This is a genomic window from Streptomyces sclerotialus (genome assembly GCF_040907265.1).
GTDB classification, from domain to species: Bacteria; Actinomycetota; Actinomycetes; order Streptomycetales; family Streptomycetaceae; genus Streptomyces; species Streptomyces sclerotialus.
On the sequence record NZ_JBFOHP010000002.1, the window covers coordinates 5,182,876 to 5,207,122 of the forward strand.

General features: G+C 72.2%; 24 protein-coding genes. 17 read left to right on the forward strand and 7 right to left on the reverse strand.

Annotation, left to right across the window (positions count from 1 at the left end; all coding sequences use genetic code 11):
• Positions 1 to 3: 3 nt before the first annotated feature.
• The 11 genes from AAC944_RS23080 to AAC944_RS23130 all read left to right on the forward strand — a co-directional run bounded on the left by AAC944_RS23080 (position 4) and on the right by AAC944_RS23130 (position 9,656).
• The gene (locus AAC944_RS23080; protein ID WP_030623204.1) at positions 4 to 387 is read left to right on the forward strand and encodes a TadE/TadG family type IV pilus assembly protein; all 384 of its coding nucleotides are present in this window, start codon (positions 4 to 6) and stop codon (positions 385 to 387) included.
• Positions 384 to 1,730: a TadA family conjugal transfer-associated ATPase gene (locus AAC944_RS23085; protein ID WP_030623201.1), complete on the forward strand. Its 1,347-nt coding sequence runs from the start codon at positions 384 to 386 to the stop codon at positions 1,728 to 1,730. The genes AAC944_RS23080 and AAC944_RS23085 overlap by 4 nt, the downstream gene beginning before the upstream one ends.
• 48 nt (positions 1,731 to 1,778) lie before the next feature.
• Entirely contained in the window at positions 1,779 to 2,717 is a 939-nt protein-coding gene (locus AAC944_RS23090; protein WP_030623198.1) for a type II secretion system F family protein, read from the forward strand.
• 11 nt (positions 2,718 to 2,728) lie between these two features.
• Positions 2,729 to 3,598: a DUF5936 domain-containing protein gene (locus AAC944_RS23095; protein WP_030623195.1), complete on the forward strand. Its 870-nt coding sequence runs from the start codon at positions 2,729 to 2,731 to the stop codon at positions 3,596 to 3,598.
• The gene (locus tag AAC944_RS23100; protein WP_438272752.1) at positions 3,595 to 5,001 is read left to right on the forward strand and encodes a sensor histidine kinase; all 1,407 of its coding nucleotides are present in this window, start codon (positions 3,595 to 3,597) and stop codon (positions 4,999 to 5,001) included. The genes AAC944_RS23095 and AAC944_RS23100 overlap by 4 nt, the downstream gene beginning before the upstream one ends.
• A 179-nt stretch (positions 5,002 to 5,180) precedes the next feature.
• Positions 5,181 to 6,218 carry a response regulator gene (locus tag AAC944_RS23105; RefSeq protein ID WP_051872368.1) on the forward strand — a complete coding sequence of 346 codons (1,038 nt, stop codon included), beginning with the start codon at positions 5,181 to 5,183 and terminating at the stop codon, positions 6,216 to 6,218.
• 272 nt (positions 6,219 to 6,490) lie between these two features.
• Positions 6,491 to 6,733 carry a Flp family type IVb pilin gene (locus AAC944_RS23110; protein ID WP_030623378.1) on the forward strand — a complete coding sequence of 81 codons (243 nt, stop codon included), beginning with the start codon at positions 6,491 to 6,493 and terminating at the stop codon, positions 6,731 to 6,733.
• Positions 6,730 to 7,425 (forward strand): pilus assembly protein TadG-related protein, encoded by a 696-nt coding sequence (locus tag AAC944_RS23115; RefSeq protein ID WP_030623187.1) that lies wholly within the window; start codon positions 6,730 to 6,732, stop codon positions 7,423 to 7,425. Before AAC944_RS23110 ends, AAC944_RS23115 begins: the two co-directional genes overlap by 4 nt.
• A 45-nt stretch (positions 7,426 to 7,470) precedes the next feature.
• The gene (locus tag AAC944_RS23120; RefSeq protein ID WP_030623184.1) at positions 7,471 to 8,094 is read left to right on the forward strand and encodes a hypothetical protein; all 624 of its coding nucleotides are present in this window, start codon (positions 7,471 to 7,473) and stop codon (positions 8,092 to 8,094) included.
• A gap of 3 nt (positions 8,095 to 8,097) precedes the next feature.
• Positions 8,098 to 8,715, forward strand: a complete 618-nt coding sequence (locus tag AAC944_RS23125) for an OmpA family protein (protein WP_030623181.1) — start codon at positions 8,098 to 8,100, stop codon at positions 8,713 to 8,715.
• 209 nt (positions 8,716 to 8,924) lie between these two features.
• Positions 8,925 to 9,656, forward strand: coding sequence for an Imm52 family immunity protein (locus tag AAC944_RS23130; protein ID WP_030623178.1), 732 nt, complete (start codon positions 8,925 to 8,927; stop codon positions 9,654 to 9,656).
• 55 nt (positions 9,657 to 9,711) lie between these two features.
• On the opposite strand, the gene AAC944_RS23135 is transcribed toward AAC944_RS23130, so the two are convergent.
• Positions 9,712 to 10,083 carry a DUF192 domain-containing protein gene (locus AAC944_RS23135; RefSeq protein WP_030623175.1) on the reverse strand — a complete coding sequence of 124 codons (372 nt, stop codon included), beginning with the start codon at positions 10,081 to 10,083 and terminating at the stop codon, positions 9,712 to 9,714.
• A gap of 148 nt (positions 10,084 to 10,231) precedes the next feature.
• Here AAC944_RS23135 and AAC944_RS23140 point away from each other — a divergent pair, with 148 nt between their 5' ends.
• Positions 10,232 to 11,071 carry a prepilin peptidase gene (locus tag AAC944_RS23140; RefSeq protein WP_030623173.1) on the forward strand — a complete coding sequence of 280 codons (840 nt, stop codon included), beginning with the start codon at positions 10,232 to 10,234 and terminating at the stop codon, positions 11,069 to 11,071.
• Between the two features lie 712 nt (positions 11,072 to 11,783).
• Here AAC944_RS23140 and mgrA read toward each other — a convergent pair.
• Positions 11,784 to 12,818 carry an L-glyceraldehyde 3-phosphate reductase gene (gene mgrA, locus AAC944_RS23145; RefSeq protein WP_030623170.1) on the reverse strand — a complete coding sequence of 345 codons (1,035 nt, stop codon included), beginning with the start codon at positions 12,816 to 12,818 and terminating at the stop codon, positions 11,784 to 11,786.
• A 141-nt stretch (positions 12,819 to 12,959) separates the two neighbouring features.
• Between mgrA and AAC944_RS23150 the strand changes: the two genes are divergently transcribed.
• From AAC944_RS23150 to AAC944_RS23165, 4 genes are all read left to right on the forward strand, one after another.
• Complete coding sequence (locus tag AAC944_RS23150) at positions 12,960 to 13,739, forward strand: isoprenyl transferase (RefSeq protein ID WP_030623168.1); 780 nt, start codon at positions 12,960 to 12,962, stop codon at positions 13,737 to 13,739.
• A 367-nt stretch (positions 13,740 to 14,106) separates the two neighbouring features.
• A complete protein-coding gene (phoH2, locus tag AAC944_RS23155) occupies positions 14,107 to 15,429 on the forward strand; it encodes an RNA 5'-3' helicase PhoH2 (protein WP_030623165.1) in 1,323 nt (440 codons plus the stop codon).
• A gap of 453 nt (positions 15,430 to 15,882) precedes the next feature.
• Entirely contained in the window at positions 15,883 to 16,590 is a 708-nt protein-coding gene (locus AAC944_RS23160) for an aggregation-promoting factor C-terminal-like domain-containing protein (RefSeq protein WP_030623162.1), read from the forward strand.
• Between the two features lie 121 nt (positions 16,591 to 16,711).
• The gene (locus tag AAC944_RS23165; RefSeq protein ID WP_030623159.1) at positions 16,712 to 18,226 is read left to right on the forward strand and encodes an AI-2E family transporter; all 1,515 of its coding nucleotides are present in this window, start codon (positions 16,712 to 16,714) and stop codon (positions 18,224 to 18,226) included.
• 168 nt (positions 18,227 to 18,394) lie between these two features.
• Here the strand turns inward: AAC944_RS23165 and AAC944_RS23170 are convergent, their stop codons facing one another.
• On the reverse strand, positions 18,395 to 18,928 hold the full coding sequence (locus tag AAC944_RS23170) for an alkyl hydroperoxide reductase (protein WP_030623155.1): 534 nt from the start codon (positions 18,926 to 18,928) through the stop codon (positions 18,395 to 18,397).
• A gap of 18 nt (positions 18,929 to 18,946) precedes the next feature.
• Positions 18,947 to 19,501 (reverse strand): peroxiredoxin, encoded by a 555-nt coding sequence (locus AAC944_RS23175; RefSeq protein ID WP_030623150.1) that lies wholly within the window; start codon positions 19,499 to 19,501, stop codon positions 18,947 to 18,949.
• A 130-nt stretch (positions 19,502 to 19,631) separates the two neighbouring features.
• Between AAC944_RS23175 and AAC944_RS23180 the strand changes: the two genes are divergently transcribed.
• Complete coding sequence (locus AAC944_RS23180; RefSeq protein ID WP_078888939.1) at positions 19,632 to 20,591, forward strand: hydrogen peroxide-inducible genes activator; 960 nt, start codon at positions 19,632 to 19,634, stop codon at positions 20,589 to 20,591.
• A 30-nt stretch (positions 20,592 to 20,621) separates the two neighbouring features.
• Here AAC944_RS23180 and AAC944_RS23185 read toward each other — a convergent pair whose 3' ends face one another.
• Genes AAC944_RS23185 through AAC944_RS23195 form a run of 3 tightly spaced genes read right to left on the reverse strand, consistent with a single transcriptional unit; the run spans position 20,622 to position 24,240 of the window.
• The gene (locus AAC944_RS23185) at positions 20,622 to 23,033 is read right to left on the reverse strand and encodes an ABC transporter permease (RefSeq protein ID WP_030623144.1); all 2,412 of its coding nucleotides are present in this window, start codon (positions 23,031 to 23,033) and stop codon (positions 20,622 to 20,624) included.
• The gene (locus tag AAC944_RS23190) at positions 23,033 to 23,719 is read right to left on the reverse strand and encodes an ABC transporter ATP-binding protein (protein WP_368396416.1); all 687 of its coding nucleotides are present in this window, start codon (positions 23,717 to 23,719) and stop codon (positions 23,033 to 23,035) included. The genes AAC944_RS23185 and AAC944_RS23190 overlap by 1 nt, the downstream gene beginning before the upstream one ends.
• A complete protein-coding gene (locus tag AAC944_RS23195) occupies positions 23,716 to 24,240 on the reverse strand; it encodes a PadR family transcriptional regulator (RefSeq protein WP_030623141.1) in 525 nt (174 codons plus the stop codon). Before AAC944_RS23195 ends, AAC944_RS23190 begins: the two co-directional genes overlap by 4 nt.
• Positions 24,241 to 24,247: the final 7 nt, after the last annotated feature.

Below are 24,247 nucleotides of genomic sequence, written 5' to 3' on the forward strand. Positions count from 1 at the left end.
CCCATGGTGCTGCGCGCAGGAAAGCGGGGTGACCGGGGGCAGACCGTGGTCGAGTTCCTCGGCATGCTGCCGGTCCTGGTCCTGGTGGGCCTGGCCCTGGTCCAGTTCGGCATCGCGGCGTACGCGATCCAGCAGACCGGTACGGGGGCGCGCGCCGCGGCCCGTACCGCGGGGCTGGACGAGCCGGAGATCGGTTACGCACAGGCGGGGAAGGCCGCCATGAGCGGCTGGCTCGCGGACGGGGCCGCCTTCACCCGGCGCCCCGGACCGGCCGAGGTGTCCGTCACCGCCCAGGTGACGATCCCGTCGGTCATCCCGTTCGTGAGCGACTTCGGCGCCACCGAGAAGACCGTGACCATGCCGCGTACGGAGGAGTCCGCACCATGAGCCTGAGGGCGCGCATCCACACCCCTGAGGCCCCCAACGGGCAGCAGGAGGAGAACCACCTCGTCGCGGTCTACCGCGGCAAGCTGCTGGAGGAGATCGACCTCGCGGAGATGTCCTCGCTGGCCGCCGCCGAGCGGCGGGTCCGGCTGGAACGCGTACTGGGCCACATCATCAGCCGCGAGGGCCCGGTCCTCTCCACCCACGAGCGGGCCATGCTCATCCGCCGCGTCGTCGACGAGGCGCTGGGCCTGGGCATCCTCGAACCGCTGCTGGAGGACGCCTCGATCACCGAGATCATGGTCAACGGCCCCGACCAGATCTTCGTCGAGCGGGCCGGCAAGGTCGAACTGCTGCCGCTGCGGTTCGCCTCGAACGAGCAGCTGATGCAGACCATCGAGCGCATCGTCTCCACCGTCAACCGCCGCGTGGACGAGACCAATCCGATGGTCGACGCGCGGCTGCCCTCCGGCGAGCGGGTCAACGTCATCATCCCGCCGCTGGCGCTGTCCGGCGCCGCGCTCACCATCCGCCGCTTCCCCCGCTCCTACACCCTCCAGGAGATGATCGGCCTCGGCTCGCTCGACGAGCAGATGCTGCTGCTGCTGTCCGTCCTGGTGCGGGCGAGGTTCAACATCGTCGTCTCCGGCGCGACCGGCTCCGGCAAGACCACGCTGCTCAACGCGCTCTCCGGGCTGATCCCCGAGGGCGAGCGCATCATCACCATCGAGGACTCCGCCGAGCTCCAGCTCCAGCAGACGCACGTCATCACGCTGGAGGCCCGGCCCGCCAACGTCGAGGGCAAGGGCCGGATCACCATCCGCGACCTGGTGCGCAACTCCCTCCGTATGCGCCCCGACCGGATCATCGTCGGCGAGGTGCGCGGCGGCGAGACACTGGACATGCTCCAGGCGATGTCCACGGGCCACGACGGCTCACTGGCCACCGTGCACGCCAACAGCGCCGAGGACGCGCTGATGCGGCTGCAGACCCTGGCGTCGATGTCCGAGGTGGAGATCCCGTTCGTGGCGATCAAGGACCAGATCAACAGCGCGCTGGACGTCCTCGTCCAGCTCACCCGGCACGCCGACGGCACCCGCAAGATCAGCGAGATCGCGATCGTGGACTCCCGCGGCCGCGAGGACTACCGGATCGTCTCGGTCGCCAAGTTCGTGGCCCGGCCGATGGGCGCGGACGGCAGAGTGCACGGCACCTTCGAGTACTACCCGCTGCCCCGCCGGGTCGCCGAACGCCTCTACATGAAGAACGAGCCCCTGCCGGCCGCCTTCGGCGTCGCCTCCGACGCCGGACAGCTCGTCGCGCGCAGGGGCGAGTTCCCCGCCTGACCCCTCCGCCCGCCACCCCGCCCCCTCCCGGAGGAAACCCCCGCCGCCATGGACAACCTCGTGCTCCTGACGATCGGCGCCACGCTGGTGTGCTGCGTGCTCGCCGTCCTCGGCGTACACGCCGTCGCCTCGGGCCGGGCGCAGCACGCCGCGCTGGTCGACCGGCTCGACCGGGCGGGGCAGCTCCGCGCGCCGGTCCGCCGCCGCGCCTTCCACGGCCTGGACCGCAGGCTGCGCCGTACGCGGTTCGGCAAGCGGCTGGAGGCCCGGCTCGCCGCCACCGGGCTGGACGTGACGCCCGGCGCGTTCTTCGTGGGCATGGTCGCCGCGGTCCTCGGCCTGTGGGTCCTGGCCGGCGTGCTGCTCGCGCCGTTCTTCGGGCCGATCGCCGGCGCGGCGGGCCTGTGGGGCGCCTTCGCGTACCTCAACTGGCAGCGGCAGAAGCGCACCGAGCGGTTCATCAACCAGCTCCCCGAACTCTCCCGTGTGCTCGCCAACGCCACCCAGGCGGGGCTCGCGCTCCGTACCGCGCTGGCCATGGCCGCCGAGGAGCTGGAGGCCCCCGCCGGCGAGGAGCTGAGCAAGGTCGCCGACCAGCTCGCCATCGGGCACTCCGTGGAGGACGCGCTCGGCGCGCTCGCCGAACGGCTGCCCTCCCGCGAACTGGTCGTCCTCGTCACCACGCTCGTGCTCGCCAACCGGGCGGGCGGCACGGTCGTCTCCTCGCTGCGCAATCTCACCGAGACGCTGGAGGAGCGCAAGGAGACCCGCCGCGAGGTCCGTACCCAGCTGTCGCAGGTCACCGCCACCGGCTACATCGTCCCGCTGATGGGCCTGGGCGCGCTGCTGGTCATGAACAACATCTGGCCCGGCGCGCTGGACAAGATCACCGGCAGCGTCCTGGGCCAGGGCGCGATCCTCGTCGCGCTCGCCCTCTACGCGCTGGGCTTCGTCCTCGTCCGCCGGCTCGGCAAGATCGACGTCTGAGAGGCCGCACCATGGGACTCCTCTTCGCCTTCCTCCTCGGCCTCGCCGTCCTCGGCGCCGTGTACGGCTGGCGGCTGTACCGCTCCGAGGCCAAGCTCCCCGGCGACCTCGCCGTGGCCCTGGAGGTCGGCTCCTCCCGTACCAGCGCGGCGGGCTCGGCCGTCGACCGGCTCGGCATGCGGTACGCCCCGAGAGTGCTGCGCCTGATGGGACCCAAGCGCGTCGACAAGCTGCGCAAGCGGATCGACATGGCGGGCAACCCCGGCGGCCTCACCGTCGACCGCTACGCGGCGCGCCGCTTCGTCTACGGCGTCACGGGCGCGCTCGGCGCCGTCGCGATGGCGGCGAACGGCCAGACCGTCCTCGCCCTCCTGATGATCGCGTTCGGCGCCTTCTGGGTGGAGGTCTCCCTCTGGGCCGCCGTCCGGCAGCGCAAGGAAGCCATCGAGCGCACCCTCCCCGACTTCCTCGACGTCCTCGCCGTCGTGGTCTCCGCAGGGCTCGGCTTCCGCCAGGCCCTGGACCGCACCGCCGAGAAGTACCAGGGCCCCTGGTCCGACGAACTCCGGATCACCCTGCGCCAGATGGACATGGGCGTCAGCCGCCGGCAGGCCTTCGAAGAGCTGCGCCGGCGCAACGACTCCGAGCAGGTCGCGATGTTCGTCACCGCCCTCCAGCAGGGCGAGGAGCTGGGCGCGCCGATCGTCGACACGCTCATCGCCATCGCCAACGACATGCGCCGCACGGATGCCCAGAACGCGCGCCGCAAGGCGGCGCGCGCGGTGCCGAAGGCCACCACCACGATCACCATGGTCATGGTCCCGGCCACGATCCTGCTGATCGGCGCCGGCATGTTCCTCGGCTCGGGGCTGCTGGGGTGAGGCGCGGCGGGACGTGGCAGGACCGGCGGCGCGCGGCGTTCCGGCGGGGTACCGCCGCGCCCATCACCGCGGGCGGCCCGCTCCCGCCGCACGGCCCCGAGGGCACCGCGGCGCCGCCCGCTGAACCCACCCTCCGGCTCCAGCTCAGCGCCCTCCAGGCGCTGTGCCGGCAGGTCTTCGGCTTCCGGCTCGCGATGATCGCCCTCGCGGCGCCGTTCGCCATCCTCGGCACCAAGCGCGGCTGGCCGACCGTCCTGATCTGCTCGGCCGTCCTGTTCACCTTCATGGCCTCCTACATGCTCTTCCGCGACTGGGAACGGTTCGGGCCGCTGCTGCTGCGCCACCCCGTCCTGCTCGCGCTGGACGCCGCCTTCGGCGCCCTCCTGCTCTTCACGGCCTCCCCGGCCAGCCCGCTCAGCTACGTCACGATGTGCACACCGCTGCTGGCGGGACTGGCCTACGGCTGGCGCGGCGCGGGCGTCTTCGCCTCCCTCACCGTCTGCATCGTCTTCCTGGCGTACATCGGCGACCCCGACCTCCACGTCACGCCGGCCGGCGCGACCCTGCTGCCCGGTCTCTGCGTGGTGGCCGGCGCCGCCGGCGTCACCCTGCGCAATCTGATGCTGCGCTTCGGCGCGGCGAGCCAGGCGCTCACCGAGACCCGGTCCCGGCTCGCCGTCCACGAGGCCGTGGAGTCCGAACGCGCCCGGCTCGCCCGCGAGATGCACGACTCGGTCGCCAAGACCCTGCACGGCCTGGCGATGGCCGCCGACGGCCTGGCCGCCTCCGCCGACCGGACGGACCCCACGACGGTCAAGCGCCAGGCCGAACTGGTCGCCCGCGCCGCCCGCCGGGCCGCCGCCGAGTCCCGCGAACTCCTCTCCGACCTGCGGCGCGAGACCGGCCTGGACGGCGGCGTCGACGTCGTCGGGGAACTCTCCGCCAAGGTCGCCGACTTCGGCCGCCGCGCGGACATCACCGCCTGCTACCGCCCGCTCGGCGACGGCCCCGCGCCCCAGGTCCCGCATGCCATCGCCCGCCAGCTGCTCACCATCGCCACCGAGGCCATGGACAACGCCCGCCGGCACGCGGCGCCCAGCCGGCTGGACGTCGCCGCGGGCGTGGTGGAGAGCAGCCTCCGCATCAGCGTGTACGACGACGGCTGCGGCCTGCCGCCCGGTACGACCCTGGACGGCCTGCGCAGGGCCGGGCACTTCGGCCTGGTCGGCATGGTGGAACGGGCGGCCGGCATCGGCGCCCGCATCCGCATCGGCCGCGGCCGCGCCACGAAGGGCACGGAGGTCCGGGTGGAACTGCCGCTGGCGGCGGTGGTGCCGAAGCCGCCGAGGGCTCCGTTCGCGCCGATGCCCGAGCAACCGTCCCGTCCCCCCGCCAGGCCTTGAGAGGAGGCCCCGCCGTGCCGGAACACCGTGAGCCGGGCGGAGCGCCCGCCACCGACCCGTTCGTACTCGTCGGCGACCCGTTCGTCCTCGGCGATCCCTTCGCCTTCGGCGAGCAGGACCCGTTCGCCCGCAGAGCGGACGACTCCGCCCTCTTCCCGGGGGCTGACGCCTTCGGCTCCGTGCCGGACGACCCCTTCGCCGCGTACGACGGACCGGCTCCGGGGCGGGACGCGCCCCTGCGGGTCCTCGTCGTGGACGACAATCCGGTCGTACGCGCCGGACTCGCAGCCCTCCTCTCCGGGCGCCCGGACATCGAGGTCGTCTCGGACGCGGCCGACGGCCGCCAGGCGTACGAAGAGGCGCGGCTGCACCGTCCCGACGTCATCCTGCTCGATGTCCGCATGCCCGGTGTGGACGGCATCTCGGCCCTGCCCCACCTCGTCCGGCTCGCGCCCGTCATGATGCTGACGTACAGCCGGGAGAGCGAGATCGTGCGGGAGTCGCTGCGGCTCGGCGCCGACGGCTACCTGGTGCACGGGGAGTTCACGGCGGACGAACTCGTCGCCGCCGTACGGGACATCACGGCGGGCCGGGCCCGCTTCACGGCCACGGCCTGCAACGCCCTGCTGGACCACGTGCGGACGGCCCCGGGCGTCCCGGCCCAGCCCCTCCCGGAGGGGCTGGGCGGCGCACCTGCCACGGCGTACGGAACCGGCCAAGGAGCCGGGAGTTCACCTTCCGGCCAACGCGGAGTGACGGCGGACGAACGCGCTGCTCCTGCAAATGGCAATTCCGGTCAGAATCGCCCGGCGGAGAGCGTCAATCAGCAGTATTCCGGGGCGCACACGGTCTCGAATTCATCGCGACCCCCGCAAACCGCTTCGCAACCGCAAGCCAATATGGCACAGTCTGCGTCTGAGCCGCACCACGCGGCCCCTGTCGTACCCGCACAGCGGGACCGCGTGGACCGTGCCCAGGGGGCGCGGCGGGGAAACGGTACGGACCGGTTCGGGCTGAGCCATCGCGAGGTGGAGGTGATGGAACTGATCGCGGCAGGCATGACCAACGCGCAGATCGCCGCCACGTGCTTCATCAGCGAGAAGACGGTGAAGAACCACATCAACCGGATCTTCACCAAGCTGCCGGCCACCAGCCGCAGCCAGGCCATCGCCGTCTGGCTCGGCACCGCCCGAGGGGGAACGCAGAGCCATGGCTGAAGGGGGAAGGGCCCGCCGGGTGCGCGGCGCGTCCCGCGCCGGTGTCCGGGCCCACGGCCGGGCCCGCATTTGGGCCCGGATTTGGGCCCTGGAGGGGGTTTGGGCCCGCGATTGGGCCCGGGGACCCATGCCGGGCGGGGTGGTCCCGGCGTACGTTTCCCGGGACGCCGGCGGCACCGGCCGCGCGGAAGCGGCGGCCGTGACCGTGGTCGGCGTGGAGGCTTGCGCGCAGGCCGGCTGCCGGCCGGCCGGACCCGGAGGGGAACACCACCATGAATCAGCGGATGCTGAAGGCCACGACCGCCACCCAGGTGCACATCGGTTCCTGGCGGGACGCCTGCATCGAGCGGATGTCCGGCCGGGAGCGCACCAAGGGGCAGACCGCGGTGGAGTACATCGGCATGATCGTGGTGGTCGTGGCGATCATGGCGGCGATCGCCGGGTTCACGGACATCGGCACCACGATCAAAACGAAGATCAAGGAAGCCATCAGCAGCGTGAAGACCGGCGGCTGACCGATGCCGCGGCGCGCTCGCGCCGTGCGTCCGCCGACTCCGGGCAGGCCCTCCCCATCTACATCACGGTGGTGGCGGGCCTGCTTTTTCTCGCGTTCGCGTACTTCGCTGTAGGACAGGCGGCGGCCTCCCGCAACAGCGCCCAGTCCGCGGCCGACGCGGCGGCGCTGGCGGCCGCCCAGGACGCCCGCGAGCAGCTGCGCGACGGCCTGCTCGGCTCGCTCCACGAGCCCGCCGACTGGCCGGTGCTGATCCAGGGGGAGCTGTACGACGCGGCCCGGGCCTGTCTGGCGGCCGGCGGCTTCGCGGTACGGAACGACGCCGAGGTGGCGGGCGGCGGCTGCCGGCAACTCGGCGACCAGCGGCAGGGTTTCACCGTCCAGGTGCGTACCACCGGCGGTATGGGTGCCTCGGTCGTCCCGGGCACCGAGAACGAGCAGTCGGAGGCGAGGGCCACCGCGGTCATCGAGCCGAAGTGCGCCATGCGGCCGGAGGAGGAGCCGGGCGCGGGCGGTGACGGCGACGAGGACCCGGAGCCCGGCGCGGGGGACGAGGACCAGGACCGCGACCCCCGGCACCTGAACCTGATGTGCGACGGCCAGGAGTGGTCCATCGATCCCGACGAACCGGATCCCGCGCGCACCGGCTTCCCGCGCGCCGCGGACCTGTTCGCCGTAAGGCTTGCCGACTGAGCCCGCTCGCGGCTGACGGCGCGAAGACGAGTAGAGGACGAGTTCATGAGTATGTGGCAGATCACCCGGGCGCGACGGACGGTGGCCGCCGCCTCCCTCGCGGCGGCACTCGCCTTGACGCTGTCCGCATGCGGTGAGGACGGGAACCGCAGCGCCGGCACCGTCGCAGGCCAGGGTACGGAGGGCGGGCAGGGGGAGGAGCGGGCCGAGCAGCCCGAACGGCCCGAGCAGCCGGAACAACCGGAACAGCCCGACGACAGCCGGGTGATAGCCACCCTCCGGGGCGCGGACGGGATCAGTCTCGACGTCACCTCGGTGACCCGTGACTCCGGCGGCTTCGTCACGGTCAACGGCGTCATCAAGAACAGCTCCGACTCCGAGTACTTCGGCACGGACTTCTGGACGGGCCCCGAACTCGCCCTGCAGAAGGGCGCGGGCGGCGGCTCCCTGGGCGGCGCCTCGCTGATCGACAAGGCGGAGAAGAAGCGGTACTACACCCTCCGGGACACCGAGGACCGGCCGCTGACGACGCTCGGGCTCTCCAGCATCAAGCCCCGCTCGGAGAACCGCGTCTTCATGCAGTTCCCGGCCCCGCCGAAGAGCACCACCGAGGTCGACCTGCAGATCCCCACGTTCCAGTCCGCCTCCCTGACGCTCGCGGACGCGTGACCGATGAGGACGTCATACCGGAAGCGCACTCCCGCGCTCCTCCTCTCCACCGTGCTGGCCACGGGGCTGACGGTGGTCACCGCGCCGACGGCGCTCGGTGACGACGTGCCCCCGCCGGCCCCCTCGGTCTTCATCGGCAAGGTCGACGTCAACGACCCCGACCTCAAGCTCCCCGAGGGCAAGACGCTCGCCGCGCCCAAGGTGCTGGACATCAAGACCGTCGTCGGCGACGAGCGCGGTACGGAGCAGCGCGAGGACTCCAACTCCGACGTGAAGTTCCAGCTCCAGGCCGAGGTGCTGTTCGGCAAGGACAGCGCGGAGCTGTCCGACGTGGCGAACGACCGGATCCGGCAGATCGCCGCCGAGATCGAGAACCAGCAGGCCACCGACGTCACCGTGGCGGGCTTCACGGACGACCTCGGCTCCTCCGAGCACGGGCTGAAGCTGTCCAAGCAGCGCGCCGACGCCGTGCAGCGGCAGCTGAACGAGGACCTGGACGGCAGCGGCATCACCTTCCGGATCCGCGGCTACGGCGAGGACGCGCCCGTCGCGAGCAACGACACCGAAGAGGGCCGCAAGAAGAACCGCCGCGTGGAGGTGTCCTTCCCCCGGTCCGACTGACCGTCCCGTGACGTCCGTGACGGGCGCCTCGATGTGAAGACGCACCACATATCCCCGTGAAGGTGGTGAAGAAGGCGCAGGCCGGACTCGACGCGGCCTGGGGACGGATGACAGCGTGCATCCGGACCGGGCGAGCGCCGGCCTGATGGCTGCCGTACGTGCCGGACGCAACGAACGGCAACATACGGAACACCGGAGTGGGAGCTCACATGGCACTGGATGTGACGGTCGGCGGTGTCTGGGGGCCGCGGCAGGAGAGCCCGGACCAGCTCGCCGAGCGCTGGCTGCGACTCCTGAAGCGACTGGCGAGGATCGCCCCCGAGGACTTCGCCGGCTGGCGCGCCGAGGCGGTCGGGCAGGCGGAGCAGCTGCCCGAGAACGTCGACGCCGCCTGGTTCGCCTCGTACCTCGCGCGCGTCAACCCGCAGGACGACGCCGCCACGATCGGGTACTCCACCGTCCTGGTCGCGGCACGCGCCGGCCGGCCGATCATCACCCTGAGCGTCGGGGCCGGCGGCACACCGCAGTTCGCGCCGCAGACCGCGGTCGTCACCGTCCGCTCCGCCGATCTGAACGACGCGGCCCCGCTGGTCACCCGGCTCCCCGAGGTGCTCACCGCGATCGCGGAGTGCTGGGACGCGGACTGGGGCGACATCGCCGACGACGACCTCCTCGGCGCGCTGGAGAAGGAGTACGAGCTGGACAACTCCACGCCGCGCTGCGGCCGGGCCGTCTACCTCTCCGCCGGCCGCCGCGCCCTGGTCCCGGAGGACGTACCGGGGCGCCGGTCGGTCACCGAGAACGGCGGCCTGGTCATCGACCTCGGCCGGCCGGACGGCTCGGCGCCCGACGCCGACCACGTGCTCGCGGTCAACGGGCTGCTCCGCAAGGCCGGCGCGCTGGAGGAGCTGCCGTACCCGATGGACCGCGCCAAGTGGTGACCACGTCCCCTCCGGTCGTGCCCCGGTACCGGTAGGCCCCGGTACCGGCGCACGGTCACGTCTCGACCGTCAGGCGGGTGCCGGGCCGCAGGCCCCAGGCGGTCATCGAGCCCGCCTCGGCCTCCAGGACGTGCCGGGAGCGCAGCCGGGGCCGGCCCAGCCGGTTCGGCCGCATGGTGCGCACGGCGAGGACGGTCAGCCGGCGGTCCAGGTAGGCGACGTCGATGGCGAAGCGCATGCGGAAGGTGTGCACGCTGCTCGCGGGCGTCAGCAGGAGGACCCCCTCGACGCCGTCGCGGCCGAGCAGGCCGCGGGTCCGCGCACGGTAGGACGCCGCGATCTCCAGGGGGAGCGGCGGACGCGCTGCCGCCGCCCCGGTCCCGCTCGCGATCCGCAGCCGTCCCCGGCCGTCGTGCCACCTGCCCATCGTGTCCCCTCCCGTGTGCCGCGGTCCGCCCGTCCGGGCGGGCTGCCGCCGCCGCGGCGCTCCGCGTGCGGCCGGTGTGGCCCATGGTGGCCCAGGGTTGGGTCCCAGGGCCCATGACCGGGACGCTTTCCGGCCGTAGGTTGCAGGAGTGGATCCGCTGCTGATCGCCCTCGCCGCCCTGTACGGGGCCGCGGCCGGGCTGCTCGTGCCGCGCGCCGCCTACCGCCTGGCCGTCGAGCCGGAGGAGGACCGGCGTACGACGTGCCCGCGCGGCCATCCGATCACCGGCCCGGCCGGCGGCTGGCTGGGCCTCGCCCGCTGCCCGGCCGGGGCCGGCCCGCTCCGCGGGGCCGAGGCGGCACTCGCCACCGCCGAGCGGCCCCCGCTCGGCACCGCCCCCGCACCGGCCCCTCCGGCGCCCACCTCTGCGGTCTGCCGGGGCTACGGGCCCGCGCGTACCGCCGCCCCCCTGGTCACAGCGGTGGCCTGCGCGTTGCTGGCCGCGGCCGCCGGGCCCCGGCCGGAGCTGGCCGTCTGGCTGCTGCTCGCGCCGGTGGCCGTGCTGCTCGCGACGGTCGACGCGGCCGTGCACCGGCTGCCGGACGTACTGACGCTGCCGGCGGCCGGCGCCGCCGCCGCGCTCCTCGGTGCCGCCGCGCTGGTGCCCGGCCACCGCGGGTCCTGGACCGGCGCGCTCCTGGGCGGGCTCGGGCTCGCCGCCGGGTACTTCGTCCTCTTCCTGATCCGCCCCGACGGGCTGGGCTTCGGGGACGTGAAGCTCGCGCTGACGCTGGGGGTCGCGCTCGGCTGGTACGGCTGGGGCGTGCTCTTCCTCGGTGCCTTCGCCGGTTTCCTGCTGGGCTCGGTCTACGGGATCGGAATGATGATCGTGCGGCGCGCGGGCCGGAAGTCCGCGATGCCCTTCGGTCCGTTCATGGCGCTCGGCGCGTTGCTCGGCCTGCTCCTGGGGGGGTACGGCGCCTCCTGACCGCCCGCCGTCCGCGCGGTGCCGTGGCAACAGGGGTAATCACGCGGCGCGAAAAGGGAAGTTGGCCAGGAAGATAGTACATATGGGGGTTATGTGCCCTATGGTCGTTTCCGCGCCGCTCGCACGCGATCAGCTGGAAGCGCATCACACGGGCCCACCCGCTCCGGACGGGGCGCCGGTCCCGAGGTGACGAGCCACCAGCTGATGAGCGGTGCTGTCCGGCAAGGCAGCGTCGACCACGGGGAGGTCCGGTCATGCCTCGCGCTCCGGGTGCGCCTGCGCCGCGCCCGGAGCGCTTCCGTTTCCGGCCCGTGTTCCGCCGGAGCCGCGTCGGTGGTGGGGTGCCGTCAAGCGGGCGACCGTCCGGATGTCGCTCCTGCGGGCTATCCGTACCGGGCCGGGCGAGAGGTGCGTCACGCCCATGGGCCGACGGCGTCCGTTGGCCCGGCAGTGCGCGGTTCAAGATCAAAAAGGCTGCCGGGCCCGGCACGGAGCGGGCGGGAGGGGTGCGAATACAAGATCATTTATGGAATTCGGGCGGCGTTCACACCCCGTTTCCCCTCTTGATCAACTTCGCGACGCGCGGGCTGACCGCCTCTGATGCGCGAACCACACCCCGAGCGGGGTTATGGTGGGAACCCCCCCTCGGGCCGGTCCGTATCCCCCCCACGGACCGGCCCGCTTTTTCTTTCCCGTGCCCGGACGCCGCCGGTCAGCGGCGCGCCCAGATGTTCACGCCCTCCGTCGAGGTCGCGAATTCGTCGATCTCGGCCAGCTCGGCGTCGGTCAGCTTGTCGCCGCCGAGCGCCGCGACATTCGCCTCCAGCTGCGCCACGCTGCTCGCCCCGATCAGCGCCGAGGTCATCCGCTCGTCCCGCAGCACCCAGCTCAGCGCCAGCTGCGCGAGGGACTGGCCGCGGCGCGCGGCGATGTCGTTCAGACCGCGCAGCCGCCGTACGACGTCCTCGGAGAGCAGCTTCGGGTCCAGCGACTTGCCCTGCGAGGCACGCGAGCCCTCGGGGATGCCGTCCAGGTACTTGTCGGTGAGCATGCCCTGGGCCAGCGGCGCGAAGGAGATGCAGCCCATGCCCGCCGCCTCCAGGGTGTCCAGCAGTCCGTCGTCCTCGGTCCAGCGGTTGATCATGCTGTACGAGGGCTGGTGGATCAGTGGGCGGACGCCCATTTCCCGCAGAATGCGGGCGGCCTCGCGGGTCTGCGCGGAGTTGTAGGAGGAAACGCCCACATACAGGGCCTTCCCCTGCTGCACCGCGGAAGCCAGCGCGCCCATCGTCTCCTCGAGCGGAGTGTCCGGGTCGAATCGGTGCGAGTAGAAGATGTCGACGTAATCGACGCCCATCCGCCGAAGTGACGCGTCCAGCGACGAGAGCAGGTATTTCCGGGAACCCCATTCTCCGTACGGACCGGGGTGCATCAGATATCCGGCCTTCGTGGAAAGGATCATTTCGTCCCGGTAGCGCCGGAAGTCCTGCGCGAAGATCTTCCCGAAGTTCAGCTCCGCCGAACCGGGCGGCGGCCCGTAGTTGTTCGCCAGGTCGAAGTGGGTGACGCCCAGGTCGAAGGCGCGCCGCAGGATCGCGCGCTGCGACTCCAGCGTGCGGTCGTCACCGAAGTTGTGCCAGAGTCCGAGCGAGATGGCGGGGAGTTTCAGGCCGCTGCGGCCCGTGCGGCGGTACTCCATGGAGTCGTACCGGGATTCGTCGGCCCGGTAGCCGTACGTGTCAGTCATGCGCTCTCCTTATCACGGAGTTGTGACACACCTGATTGGGTCATTGCCACTCCTGAGAAGTAAAGTTGCGGCCTTGAGGCGACGGGGGCGACCGCCAATTGGCACGGAGGGGCTGGACCACACATGCTGCGATCTTCCGGGATGGGTATCCCGTATCCCCCTGTTGTGCGGGAGTTCGTGTACAAGCTGTACGAGCGCCGGGTGGAGCGCCGGCTGGACCACTCCCAGGTGCCCAAGCACATCGGCGTCATCCTGGACGGCAACCGCCGCTGGGCCCGCGCCGACGGTCTGACCACCGAGCAGGGGCACCAGGCGGGCGCCGCGAAGATCGAAGAGATGCTGGGCTGGTGCGAGGAGACCGACGTCCAGGTCGTCACCCTGTGGATGCTCTCCACGGACAACCTCGACCGGCCGGAGAAGGAGCTGAAGCCGCTCCTCGGCATCATCGAGAACACCGTGCGGCGGCTGGCGGCCGACGGCCGCTGGCGGGTGCACCACGTCGGCAACCGTGACCTCCTCCCCGCCGGTACGCAGCGGGTGCTGAAGGAGGCCGAGGAGGCCACCGACCACATCGACGGCGTCGTCGTCAACGTCGCGGTCGGCTACGGCGGCCGGCAGGAGATCGCGGACGCGGTCCGCTCGCTGCTGCTGGACGAGGCCGGACGCGGCGCCTCCGTCGAGGAGATCGCCGACGGCGTCGACATCGACAAGATCTCCGAACACCTGTACACGCGCGGCCAGCCGGACCCCGACCTGGTGATCCGCACGAGCGGCGAGCAGCGGCTGTCCGGCTTCATGCTCTGGCAGAGTGCCCACTCGGAGTACTACTTCTGCGAGGTCTTCTGGCCCGCCTTCCGCAAGGTGGACTTCTTGCGCGCCCTGCGGGACTACGCCTACCGGCACCGGCGGTACGGCATCTAGGACACCCCCTCGGAGGGACGGCTGCCGTCCGTCAGGCGCGTGGCCGGATACGGCACATGGGTTCAGTGATTCATCCGTCACCTTGAATTCACTGGCCGTGCGTCATGTGCCGGGGCATGGCCGCAGGTGTTCGCGGGAATATCCCTTCCAGGACGGCGCCCGAGAGACAGGTCCAGTGGGTGCCGCCCTGCAGCGGACGGCATGGGGCCGTCCGCCCGGGAGGCCCTTTGCGCACCACGGACGATCGTGCGGACCGCACGGCCGACGCGGAGGGCCGGTGCCCGGCCCGCGCATCGCGGCCCGAGCCCGGCCCCATCCCCCGCGACGCCGTCGCACCCCGACCTCATCCGAGGGGGTTCGTCCACCCGTGGTGAACAGCAAGCAGCGCCGTGAGGCCGACCGGCGCACCTACGTCCTCGACACCAGCGTCCTGCTGGCGGATCCAGGCGCCATGGCCCGCTTCGAGGAGCACGAAGTCGTGCTCCCGGTAGTGGTCGTCACGGAACTGGAGGCCAAGAGGCACCATCCCGAACTCGGCTACTTCGCCCGGCAGGCACTCCGCCTGCTGGACGACTACCGCGTACGGTACGGCCGCCTGGACGCCCCCATCCCGATCGGCGAGGTCGGCGGGACACTGCGGGTCGAGCTGAACCACTCCGACCCCGGAGTGCTCCCCGCGGGCTACCAGCTCGGGGACAACGACTCGCGGATCCTCGCGGTGGCCCGCAACCTCCAGGCCGAGGGGTACGACGTCACGGTCGTCTCCAAGGACCTGCCGCTGCGCATCAAGGCGTCCTCGGTCGGCCTGCTGGCGGAGGAGTACCGCGCCGAACTGGCGATCACGGACTCCGGCTGGACGGGCATGGCGGAGCTGACCATCACCGCCGAGCAGGTCGACGACCTCTTCTCCGTGGAGAGCGCGTACGTCCCCGAGGCCGCGGAGCTCCCGGTCCACACCGGCCTGGTGCTCCAGTCCGAGCGCGGCAAGGCGCTGGGCCGGGTCACCGCCGACGGCCGGGTGCGGCTGGTGCGCGGCGACCGGGAGGCGTTCGGCATCCACGGCCGCAGCGCCGAGCAGCGGATCGCGCTGGACCTGCTGCTCGACCAGGAGGTCGGGATCGTCTCGATGGGCGGCCGGGCCGGCACGGGCAAGTCGGCGCTGGCGCTCTGCGCGGGGCTGGAGGCCGTGCTGGAGCGCAGGCAGCACAGAAAGGTGATGGTCTTCCGGCCGCTGTACGCCGTGGGCGGGCAGGAGTTGGGGTACCTGCCGGGCACGGAGGCGGAGAAGATGGGCCCGTGGGCCCAGGCCGTCTTCGACACCCTCACGTCCGTGACATCGGCCGATGTCATCGAGGAGGTGGTGGGCCGCGGGATGCTGGAGGTGCTGCCGCTCACCCACATCCGCGGCCGGTCGCTGCACGACGCGTTCGTCATCGTCGACGAGGCCCAGTCACTGGAACGGAACGTCCTGCTGACCGTGCTGTCCCGGATCGGGGCGAATTCCCGTGTCGTACTGACCCATGACGTCGCGCAGCGCGACAACCTCAGGGTCGGGCGGTACGACGGCGTGGTCGCCGTCGTGGAGAAGCTGAAGGGCCATCCGCTCTTCGCGCACGTCACGCTCAACCGTTCGGAGCGCTCGCCCATCGCGGCGCTGGTGACCGAAATGCTGGAGGACGGGCGCATCTGATCCTGTATAGGGGCCGCGCCCCGAATGAGGAGGTCGCGGGGGACCGCCCCGTTGTGTGACCTGCGCCGTCCGGCGAAGCCAGAGAGCCTAGCCGGGCGGCGTCGTCGCGCGCGGAGATATCCGGAAACTCAGGGGCGTAAACGAGGTGTGAGCTTTCACACCCGGCTCAGAATTGATTCCGCGCGTCCGCTTCGGGCAGAGTCTGGGACCTGTCAGGCCCCGCATACGGCACATCAGCACCCCCAGCGGTGTAGAACCACAGAACTGAACAGCGTTCGCCGTATGCCGCCCGAGCACCACGCGGACCCCCGAGGGGGACGTACCGGGCCAGCGCTTCCTGTGACCAGCCGACCCCATCAGCACTCCGGGGACGGAGCAATACGGAGGCCAGCGCCAGGGGCACGATTGCGTCCGCGATGGTCACCTACGCGGACGACGCTGGAAGGAAAACGTGTGAGCCGGATTTCGGTCCGGGGATTCGCCGTGGCCTCCGCCACCGCGGTCACCACAGTCGGCGCCGTCGTCGGCGTCGCGTCGGGCAGCCAGCCGGGCTCGGTCGCCAACACCGAGGCCGCAGCCGCCGACGCGACGATCGCCGACATCCCCATGGGCCAGCAGGCCCAGGTGGAGACGGCGTCCCTCGTGCAGCAGGCGGATGACCAGTCCACCCAGGCGGACGCCGCCGCCCTGAAGTCCGCGCAGGAGGAGGCCCGCAAGGCCGCCGCCCAGAGCGCGCAGGACAAGAAGGACGCGGCCGAGAAGCAGCTCCAGGCCGAGAAGGAGGCCAAGGAGCGCGAGAAGCTTCAGACGCAGGCGGCCAGCCGTTCCGAGGACCGTGGCCCGCTCGACATCGAGGTCAAGGCGTCCTACTCGATCGCCGAGACCCAGGCCATGGCCCGGCAGATGATGCCGGCCGACCAGTTCCAGTGCTTCAGCAACATCGTGGACCACGAGTCCGGCTGGAACTACAAGGCCGTCAACGCCTCCTCCGGCGCCTACGGCCTCGTCCAGGCGCTGCCGGGCTCCAAGATGGCCTCGGCCGGCGCCGACTGGCAGACCAACCCGGCCACCCAGATCAAGTGGGGCCTGGGCTACATGAACGACCGCTACGGCAGCCCCTGCGGCGCCTGGTCGTTCTGGCAGGCCAACAGCTGGTACTAGACCGGCTCGCAGCACAGCGACGCGTAACCCCCGACCGGACAAGGGTCGGGGGTTTCGCGCGTCCGGCACGGGTAACGTCGTTCCGACAGTGACGGGGAACGAGGGGGGAAGAGGAAGCGACATGTCCAGACTGCCTCAGTGGGTCGGCGGCGCCGGTGCCGGCCTGACGCGGCTGGCCGAGCGCCTGGAGGAACGGCGCCGGCGTACGGAGGCCGAGGCCGCCGACGGTGACGGCCGGCTGGGGCACGGCGTGCGGAGCGGCCACGAGGTGCCGCCCATGCCGACGGAGCCGCCCGTCGTGCCCGGCGGGCCCGTGCCGAGTGGCGACGACGGCCGCGCGGAAGGCGCCACCGGGCCCGCGGAGGGCCCGCCGGCCGCTTCCGGCACCCCGGGAGTCACAGGAGTAACCTCCGGCGCCACAGCGCCCGCTGACGGCGCCGTCCGGGCCGACGAGAACGGCGGCTCACGGGACGACGGCCGGGCCGTCGCCGCGTCCGTGCCCGCGCCGCCGGCCTACGCGCCGGCCGTGCGGCCCCGCCCCGAGCCGGTGGACGCGGTGCCGTGGGGCATACGGGTCGCCGCCGAGGCGGGCTGGCGGCTGCTGGTGCTGGCCCTGGCCGTGTACGTGCTGGCGCGTGCCATCACCAGCATTCAGCTGGTGGTGCTGGCGTTCGTCGCGGCGCTGCTGATCACCGCCCTGCTGCAGCCGACGGTGGCCTGGCTCCGGCACCGCGGGCTGCCCAGGGGGCCGGCCACGGCCATCACGTTCATCGCCGGGTTCATCATCATGGGCCTGGTCGGCTGGTTCGTGGTCTGGCAGGTCATGGACAACATCGACTCGGTCTCCAGCCGCGTGCAGGACGGCATCAGTGAGCTGAAGGACTGGCTGCTGAAGAGCCCGTTCCATGTGACCGAGGGCCAGATCAACGACATCGCCAAGAACCTCCAGGACGCCATCGGTTCGAACACCGAGGAGATCACCAGCGCCGGCCTGGAAGGCGTCACGGTCGTCATCGAGATGCTCACCGGCATCCTCCTGGCGATGTTCACCACCCTCTTCCTGCTGTACGACGGGCGGCGCATCTGGGAGTGGCTGCTCAAGCTCGTGCCGAGCGCGGCGCGCGAGGGCGTGGCGGGGGCCGGGCCGCGGGCCTGGCGGACGCTGACCGCCTATGTGCGCGGCACGGTGATCGTGGCGCTGATCGACGCGATCTTCATCGGTATCGGGCTGTACTTCCTGAACGTGCCGCTGGCCGTGCCGCTCGCGGTGTTCATCTTCCTGTTCGCCTTCATCCCGCTGGTGGGCGCGGTCGTCTCGGGCGCGCTGGCGTGCGTGGTCGCGCTGGTGACCCAGGGCGTGTTCACCGCCCTGATGGTGCTGGTGGTCGTGCTGGCCGTGCAGCAGATCGAGGGCCACATCCTGCAGCCCTTCATCCTGGGCCGGGCGGTGCGGGTGCACCCGCTGGCCGTGATCCTCTCGGTGGCAGCGGGCGGGCTGATCGCGGACATCGGCGGTGCGGTGGTGGCTGTGCCACTGGTAGCCGTCACCAACACGGTGGTGTCGTACCTCCGGTCGTACGCCCACGAACAGGCGCTCCGGCGGGCGCCGGTGTCCTCCCGGGAGGCTGACGGCTAGCCGCCGTAGGGCCTGATCTCGTCGCCCGGCCTTCGCGCCGCGCTGGTGGCGAGCGGCCACGGCGGTGGGGCACCGGGCCGCCGGCCGCACTCCTGCGGCGGTAGCCGAAAGGGCCCCGCGGACATCACGTCCGCGGGGCCCTTCGGTATGCGTGAGCGCGAGGCCGTGTTACTCGGCCAGCGCCGCCTCCGCGTCCAGCGTCGCGCCGACCGCCTGCAGGACGGCCGCGATCTTGACGGCCTCCTGGATCGTGTCGCGCTCGACACCCGCCTTGCGCAGGACCTGCTCGTGCGAGTCCAGGCACATGCCGCAGCCGTTGATGGCCGAGACGGCCAGCGACCACAGCTCGAAGTCGACCTTGTCGACACCGGGGTTGCCGATGACGTTCATCCGCAGGCCGGCGCGCATCGTCCCGTACTCGGGGTCCGACAGCAGGTGCCGGGTCCGGTAGAAGACGTTGTTCATCGCCATGATGGCGGCGGCCGACTTGGCGGCGGTGTACGCCTCGGCGGAGAGGTTGGCCTTGGCCTCGGGCTCCAGCTCGCGCAGCACCTTCGGCGAGCGCGACGCGATGGCGCAGGCCAGCACGGTGCCCCACAGCTGCTGCTGCGGCAGGTCACTGTTGCCGATCACCGAACCGAGGTTCAGCTTGAGGTCCTTGGCGTAGTCCGGAACGGCGGACTTCAGTTCATCGAGAGCCATGTGTGTTCAGCCTCCCGTTCACTCGCCGGAGAGCAGCGCGACCGGGTCCAGGGTCTCGTCGCCCTTGCTCCAGTTGCAGGGGCAGAGCTCGTCGGTCTGCAGGGCGTCCAGGACCCGCAGGACCTCCTTGGGGTTACGGCCGACGGAGCCGGCGGTCACCATGGTGAACTGGATCTCGTTGTTCTGGTCCACGATGAAGACGGCGCGCTGCGCGAAGCCGTCCTCGCCCTCGATGCCCAGGTCACGCATGAGCTCGTGCTTGGAGTCGGCCATCATCGGGAAGGGCAGGTCGGTCAGGTCCGGGTGGTCCTTGCGCCAGGCGTGGTGCACGAACTCGGAGTCGCCGGAGAAGCCGAGGATCTGGGCGTCACGGTCGGCGAACTCCTCGTTCAGCTTGCCGAAGGCCGCGATCTCGGTGGGGCACACGAAGGTGAAGTCCTTGGGCCACGCGAAGACGATCTTCCACTTGCCCTCGTAGGTCTTGTGGTTGATCTGCTCGAACTCCTTGCCCTTCTCCAGCGAGACACAGGCAGTCAGGTCGAACTCGGGGAACTTGTCACCGACAGTGAGCACGCGCACTCCTTGCAGGGTCGGAAATCCCTTTTGGGGCTTTCCTGGGGGTTGGACGCTCTCGACAATGCCACAGCGAGCATTGATCAGGGAAATAGCTAGACTCGGTGCTGTTGATCGGAGGTGGTTATCAGTGGCCCAGCCCACTTCGCCGGGCGCCGGACGTCCCCGGCAGCCCTCGCTCTCGCAGCTCCGCGCCTTCGCCGCGGTCGCTGAGCACCTGCATTTCCGGGAGGCGGCCGCCGAGATCGGCATGAGCCAGCCCGCGCTCTCCGGTGCGGTCTCCGCCCTGGAGGACGCGCTCGGCGTCCAGCTCCTGGAGCGTACGACCCGCAAAGTGCTGCTGTCGCCCGCGGGGGAGCGGGTCGCGGCCCGGGCACGCACGGTGATGGAGGCGGTCGGCGACCTGATGGAGGAGGCCGAGGCAGCCCGTGCGCCCTTCACCGGCGTCCTGCGGCTCGGCGTCATCCCGACCTGCGCGCCGTACCTGCTCCCGGCCGTGCTGAACCTCGTCCACAGTACCTATCCGGCCCTCGATCTCCAGGTGCACGAGGAGCAGACCGCCTCGCTGCTGGACGGTCTCGCGCACGGGCGGCTGGACCTGCTGCTGCTCGCCGTCCCCCTCGGCGTCGCGGGCGTCACCGAGATCCCGCTCTTCGACGAGGACTTCGTCCTGGTCGCGCCCAAGGACCACTGGCTCGGCGGCCGCGGTGACATACCGCGCGAGGCGCTGCGCGAGCTGGACCTGCTGCTCCTGGACGAGGGCCACTGCCTGCGCGACCAGGCGCTGGACATCTGCCGGGAGGCGGGCCGGGAGGAAGGGGCCGCGGTGACCACCAGCGCGGCCGGGCTGTCCACGCTCGTGCAGCTGGTGGCCGGCGGGATGGGCGTCACGCTGCTGCCGCGTACCGCGCTGCGCGTCGAGACCGGCCGCAACGAAGAGCTCACCACCGGGTACTTCGACGACCCGGCGCCCTCCCGGCGGATCGCCCTGGCGATGCGTACGGGTGCCGCGCGGCAGCGCGAGTTCGAGGAGTTCGCGCAGGCGCTGCGCGAGGCCCTGCGGCCGCTGCCGGTACGGATCGCGAGCTGACGGTACGCGGCGGGCGGGCCGCCGCGCAGCTCACTCCGTACGCAGCCCGTCCGGGCGCATCAGGCGCCACAGCGGCGGCAGGCTCAGCAGGGTGACCAGCAGGATCAGCCCGGCGCCGAGGCCGGACAGGCCGGCCACCACGGGCCAGTCCACCCGGACGCCGGTCTCCGTCGTGGTGAGCAGGACCGTGCCGAGGCCGACGCCCGCCGTCACCGCCAGTACCAGTCCCAGCACCACGGGGATCGCGGTCTGCCACAGGACCGACCAGCCCATCGTCGCGCGCGGGGTGCCGCACGCGTCCAGCACGGACAGCAGTCTCCGCCGCTCGCGCAGCTGCTCCACGGTGGAGACGATCAGGCCGGCGCCGATGAGCAGCAGGACGATCACGGCGCCGAGGTACACCGCGGTGCGCACCCCGGCGTACTGCCGGTCGTGCGGGTTGTCGACCGCGGACAGCTCCCGTAGCCCCGGGTCGATGCGGAACGCCGCCGTACGGATGCGTTCCACCGCCTCGGTCTCCCGCGCCTTGTCGTAGCCGACCCGCAGCTCCATGGTGGGCTGCTGGAGCCGCGCCGGGGAGAGCGCGCCCGGGGTGGCGAGCACGTCGCCGGGGAGCGACCCGTCGGGGAGGCGGCTGCCCGGTACGCGGCGCGCCGTCTCCGGGACCGTCCACAGCCGGGCCGGCCCGGCGTTCCCGTACCCGTCCGGCGGATTCAGGTTCACCCGGACGCCGGGCCGCACGAAACCGGACCCCGCGCTGCGGCTGCCCCGGTCGGCCGGGAGGAAGACGTCGCCGTCCCGGCAGGAGCCGAGGTGGGCCCTGCGCCGCAGCTCCGCGCAGTCGGCGACGGTCACCAGCGCGCTGCCGGCGCTGCGGTGGCCGTCGGCGCCGGTGGTGCCCCGGTCGCCCGCCCGGCCCGCCCACGCGCCGACGCTGCCGTGCGCCCACATCACGCCCGGCGTGCGGCGCAGCGTGTCCAGCGCGTCCCGGGTCCCCCGCCAGTCCGAGGCGCTGCCGGTCAGCTCGATCACCGGGCGGCTCGACGACTTCGCGTAGGCGTGCGCGTACCCGGCCTGGAAGGTCGTGAAGACCATGTGGAGGGCGATCGCGCCGGCCACCGCGACGGTGATACCGCCGACCGCGCGGTTGGCCGCGGCACCGGACAGCTGGAGCCGCCGTACGGCCAGTTGCCAGGGCACCGGGCCGCCGTGCAGCCGCCCCACCACGGCCTCGACGAGCCAGGGCAGCAGCGCGGTGACGCCCAGGAGCAGCAGGGCCGCGCCGACCCCCAGCCGTACGGCCCGGAACCAGACCGCGTCCGGCTCCCAGAGCAGCGACGACAGCAGCGCCAGGCCCGTGAGGGGCAGGGCGAGGCGCCAGGCGAGCCGGCGGCGCCGGACGGGGCGGTCGCGCACCACGCCCAGCGGCTCGGCGGTCACCGAGCGCTGCGAGAACAGCGTGACCAGGACGGCCACGGCCGGTACCAGGACCGCGACGAGCCCCGCCAGGACCGGGTGCGGCACCACGTCGGCCGGGAAGACGTTGACGTCCCACAGGGTGACGGCGCCGGCCGCCTGCCGCCCGGCGAGGAAGACCAGCAGCCCGACGGCCAGGCCGAGCCCGGCGCCGACCACCGCCTCACCCGCGGCGATCCGGCGGGTGGTGGCGATGTCGGCGCCGACCAGCCGGAGCGCGGCCAGCCGGGCCTCGCGGCGGTCGCTGCCGAAGCGTACGGCCGTCCCGACGAAGACCATGACCGGCATCAGCAGGACCACGCACGCCAGGACGATGAGCAGGACGAGCCGGGTGCTCGGCGGCTGCGGGTCGAAGACCTTGCCGAAGCGGCTGATGCGGTACGCCCCGCCCGCCGAGCGGTCGTCCATCCCGGCGACGAACGTCAGCTCCTGCGGGCCGAGCAGCCCCTCGTCGCCGATGGTGCCGACGGCCTTGTAGTCCAGGCGCTCCCGCAGCTGCGCGCTGCCCGGCGCGGCGAGCAGCTCGCGCAGGGCGGGGGAGACCACCATCTCGCCCGGCCCCGGGAGCCGCCGGATGCCGGGCGGCACGGGCGGATGGGCGCCGTCGGGCCTGACCAGGCGGCCGCGGACGGGGGTGCCGTGGAAGGAGGTGTCGGCCTGGGCGTAGCGCAGGGTGCGGTCCGAGGCGCGCGGCTCGTGGACCTGGCCGAGGTTCTCGCGGGCCTTCTCGCGGCCGTGCCAGGCGTCGAGCAGGGTCGGCGCCGAGGCGGCGAGCAGCAGTACGGCGACGCCGATGCCCACGCCGACCGCGCTCAGCGCCGTACGGAACCAGCCTTCGCGGCCGCCGGTGACCGCGAACCGGGCGCCCGTCGCCAGGTCACGCAGCCAGGCGGCGGGGCCGCTGCCCGAGCGGCGCGGCGGGCGGGTGGTGCGGGGGCCGGCGGCGCGGGCGTCGAGCAGGGTCATCACAGGCCCGCCAGGGGTTCCTTGACCCGGCCGTCGCGGACGGTGATCTCGCGGTCGGAATAGGCGGCGACGCGGGCTTCGTGGGTGACCAGGACGACGGCGGCGTGGGTGTCGCGGGCGGCGTCGGTCAGCAGGCCCATGACGCGTTCGCCGTTGAGGGAGTCCAGCGCGCCGGTGGGCTCGTCGGCGAAGAGGACGCGGGGGCGTCCGGCGAGGGCCCGGGCGACGGCCACCCGCTGGCCCTGGCCGCCGGATATCTCACCGGGGCGGTGGCCCGCGACGTCGTCGACCTCCAGCCGGGTGAGCCATTCGCGGGCCGTGGCCTCGGCGGCCTTGCGCTTGGTGCCGTTGAGCCGCAGCGGCAGGGCGACGTTCTCCAGGCAGGTGAGTTCGGGCACGAGCTGGCCGAACTGGAAGACGAAGCCGAAGTCGCCGCGGCGCAGGGCGCTGCGCTCCGCGTCCGGCAGCGTGGTCAGCTCGCGGCCGTCGTAGCGGACGCTGCCGGAGTCCGGGCGGACGATGCCCGCGAGGCAGTGCAGCAGCGTGGACTTGCCGGAGCCGGAGGGGCCCAGGACGGCGACGACCTCGCCGGGGTGGATCGAGAAGTCCGCACCGTCCAGCGCGGGGGTGGACCCGTAGTGCTTGTGCAGTGCCTCGCCGGACAGGATCGAGCCGTCCGGTGTCATCCCCGTACCGCCTCGGCCAGTTTGTCCAGGCGGGCCGCGGTCAGCTCCAGCCAGCGGAGGTCGGCCTCCAGGTGGAACAGGGCGTGGTCGCAGATCAGCTGGTCGGCGAGGTCGCCCTTGCGTTTGCGCTCGGTCAGCCCGCGCATCAGCCGCAGGTGTTCGGTGCGCTGGGTGTCCAGCAGTTCGGCGGCGTCCCGGCCGGTCAGCAGGGCGAGCACGACCTTGGTGTAGAGGGTGGACTGGAGGTACGGCTCGGGCTTCTCCGGGCGGTGCAGCCACTGGGCGACGTCGGTCACGCCGTCGTCGGTGATGGCGTACCGCTTGCGCTCGGGCCCGGCGCCGGCCTCGATGCCGTCCACCTCCACCAGGCCGTTCTTCAGGAGCCTGGACATGGTCGAGTAGACCTGCCCGTAGTGCAGCGGGCGGTCCTGGCCGAAGTGCTCGTCGAAGGCCCGCTTGAGGTCGTAGCCATGACGGGGTCCGGACTCCAGCAGGCCCAGCAGGGTATGACCGATAGACATGCGCCTC

Excerpts from the sequence above, each read along its gene's own strand:
- AAC944_RS23080 (WP_030623204.1), top strand. The coding sequence starts at position 4 with ATGGTGCTGCGCGCAGGAAAGCGGGGTGACCGGGGGCAGACCGTGGTC.
- AAC944_RS23085 (WP_030623201.1), top strand. The coding sequence starts at position 384 with ATGAGCCTGAGGGCGCGCATCCACACCCCTGAGGCCCCCAACGGGCAG.
- AAC944_RS23090 (WP_030623198.1), top strand. The coding sequence starts at position 1,779 with ATGGACAACCTCGTGCTCCTGACGATCGGCGCCACGCTGGTGTGCTGC.
- AAC944_RS23095 (WP_030623195.1), top strand. The coding sequence starts at position 2,729 with ATGGGACTCCTCTTCGCCTTCCTCCTCGGCCTCGCCGTCCTCGGCGCC.
- AAC944_RS23110 (WP_030623378.1), top strand. The coding sequence starts at position 6,491 with ATGAATCAGCGGATGCTGAAGGCCACGACCGCCACCCAGGTGCACATC.
- AAC944_RS23120 (WP_030623184.1), top strand. The coding sequence starts at position 7,471 with ATGAGTATGTGGCAGATCACCCGGGCGCGACGGACGGTGGCCGCCGCC.
- AAC944_RS23125 (WP_030623181.1), top strand. The coding sequence starts at position 8,098 with ATGAGGACGTCATACCGGAAGCGCACTCCCGCGCTCCTCCTCTCCACC.
- AAC944_RS23130 (WP_030623178.1), top strand. The coding sequence starts at position 8,925 with ATGGCACTGGATGTGACGGTCGGCGGTGTCTGGGGGCCGCGGCAGGAG.
- AAC944_RS23135 (WP_030623175.1), bottom strand. The coding sequence starts at position 10,083 with ATGGGCAGGTGGCACGACGGCCGGGGACGGCTGCGGATCGCGAGCGGG.
- mgrA (WP_030623170.1), bottom strand. The coding sequence starts at position 12,818 with ATGACTGACACGTACGGCTACCGGGCCGACGAATCCCGGTACGACTCC.
- AAC944_RS23150 (WP_030623168.1), top strand. The coding sequence starts at position 12,960 with ATGGGTATCCCGTATCCCCCTGTTGTGCGGGAGTTCGTGTACAAGCTG.
- AAC944_RS23165 (WP_030623159.1), top strand. The coding sequence starts at position 16,712 with ATGTCCAGACTGCCTCAGTGGGTCGGCGGCGCCGGTGCCGGCCTGACG.
- AAC944_RS23170 (WP_030623155.1), bottom strand. The coding sequence starts at position 18,928 with ATGGCTCTCGATGAACTGAAGTCCGCCGTTCCGGACTACGCCAAGGAC.
- AAC944_RS23185 (WP_030623144.1), bottom strand. The coding sequence starts at position 23,033 with ATGACCCTGCTCGACGCCCGCGCCGCCGGCCCCCGCACCACCCGCCCG.
- AAC944_RS23190 (WP_368396416.1), bottom strand. The coding sequence starts at position 23,719 with ATGACACCGGACGGCTCGATCCTGTCCGGCGAGGCACTGCACAAGCAC.
- AAC944_RS23195 (WP_030623141.1), bottom strand. The coding sequence starts at position 24,240 with ATGTCTATCGGTCATACCCTGCTGGGCCTGCTGGAGTCCGGACCCCGT.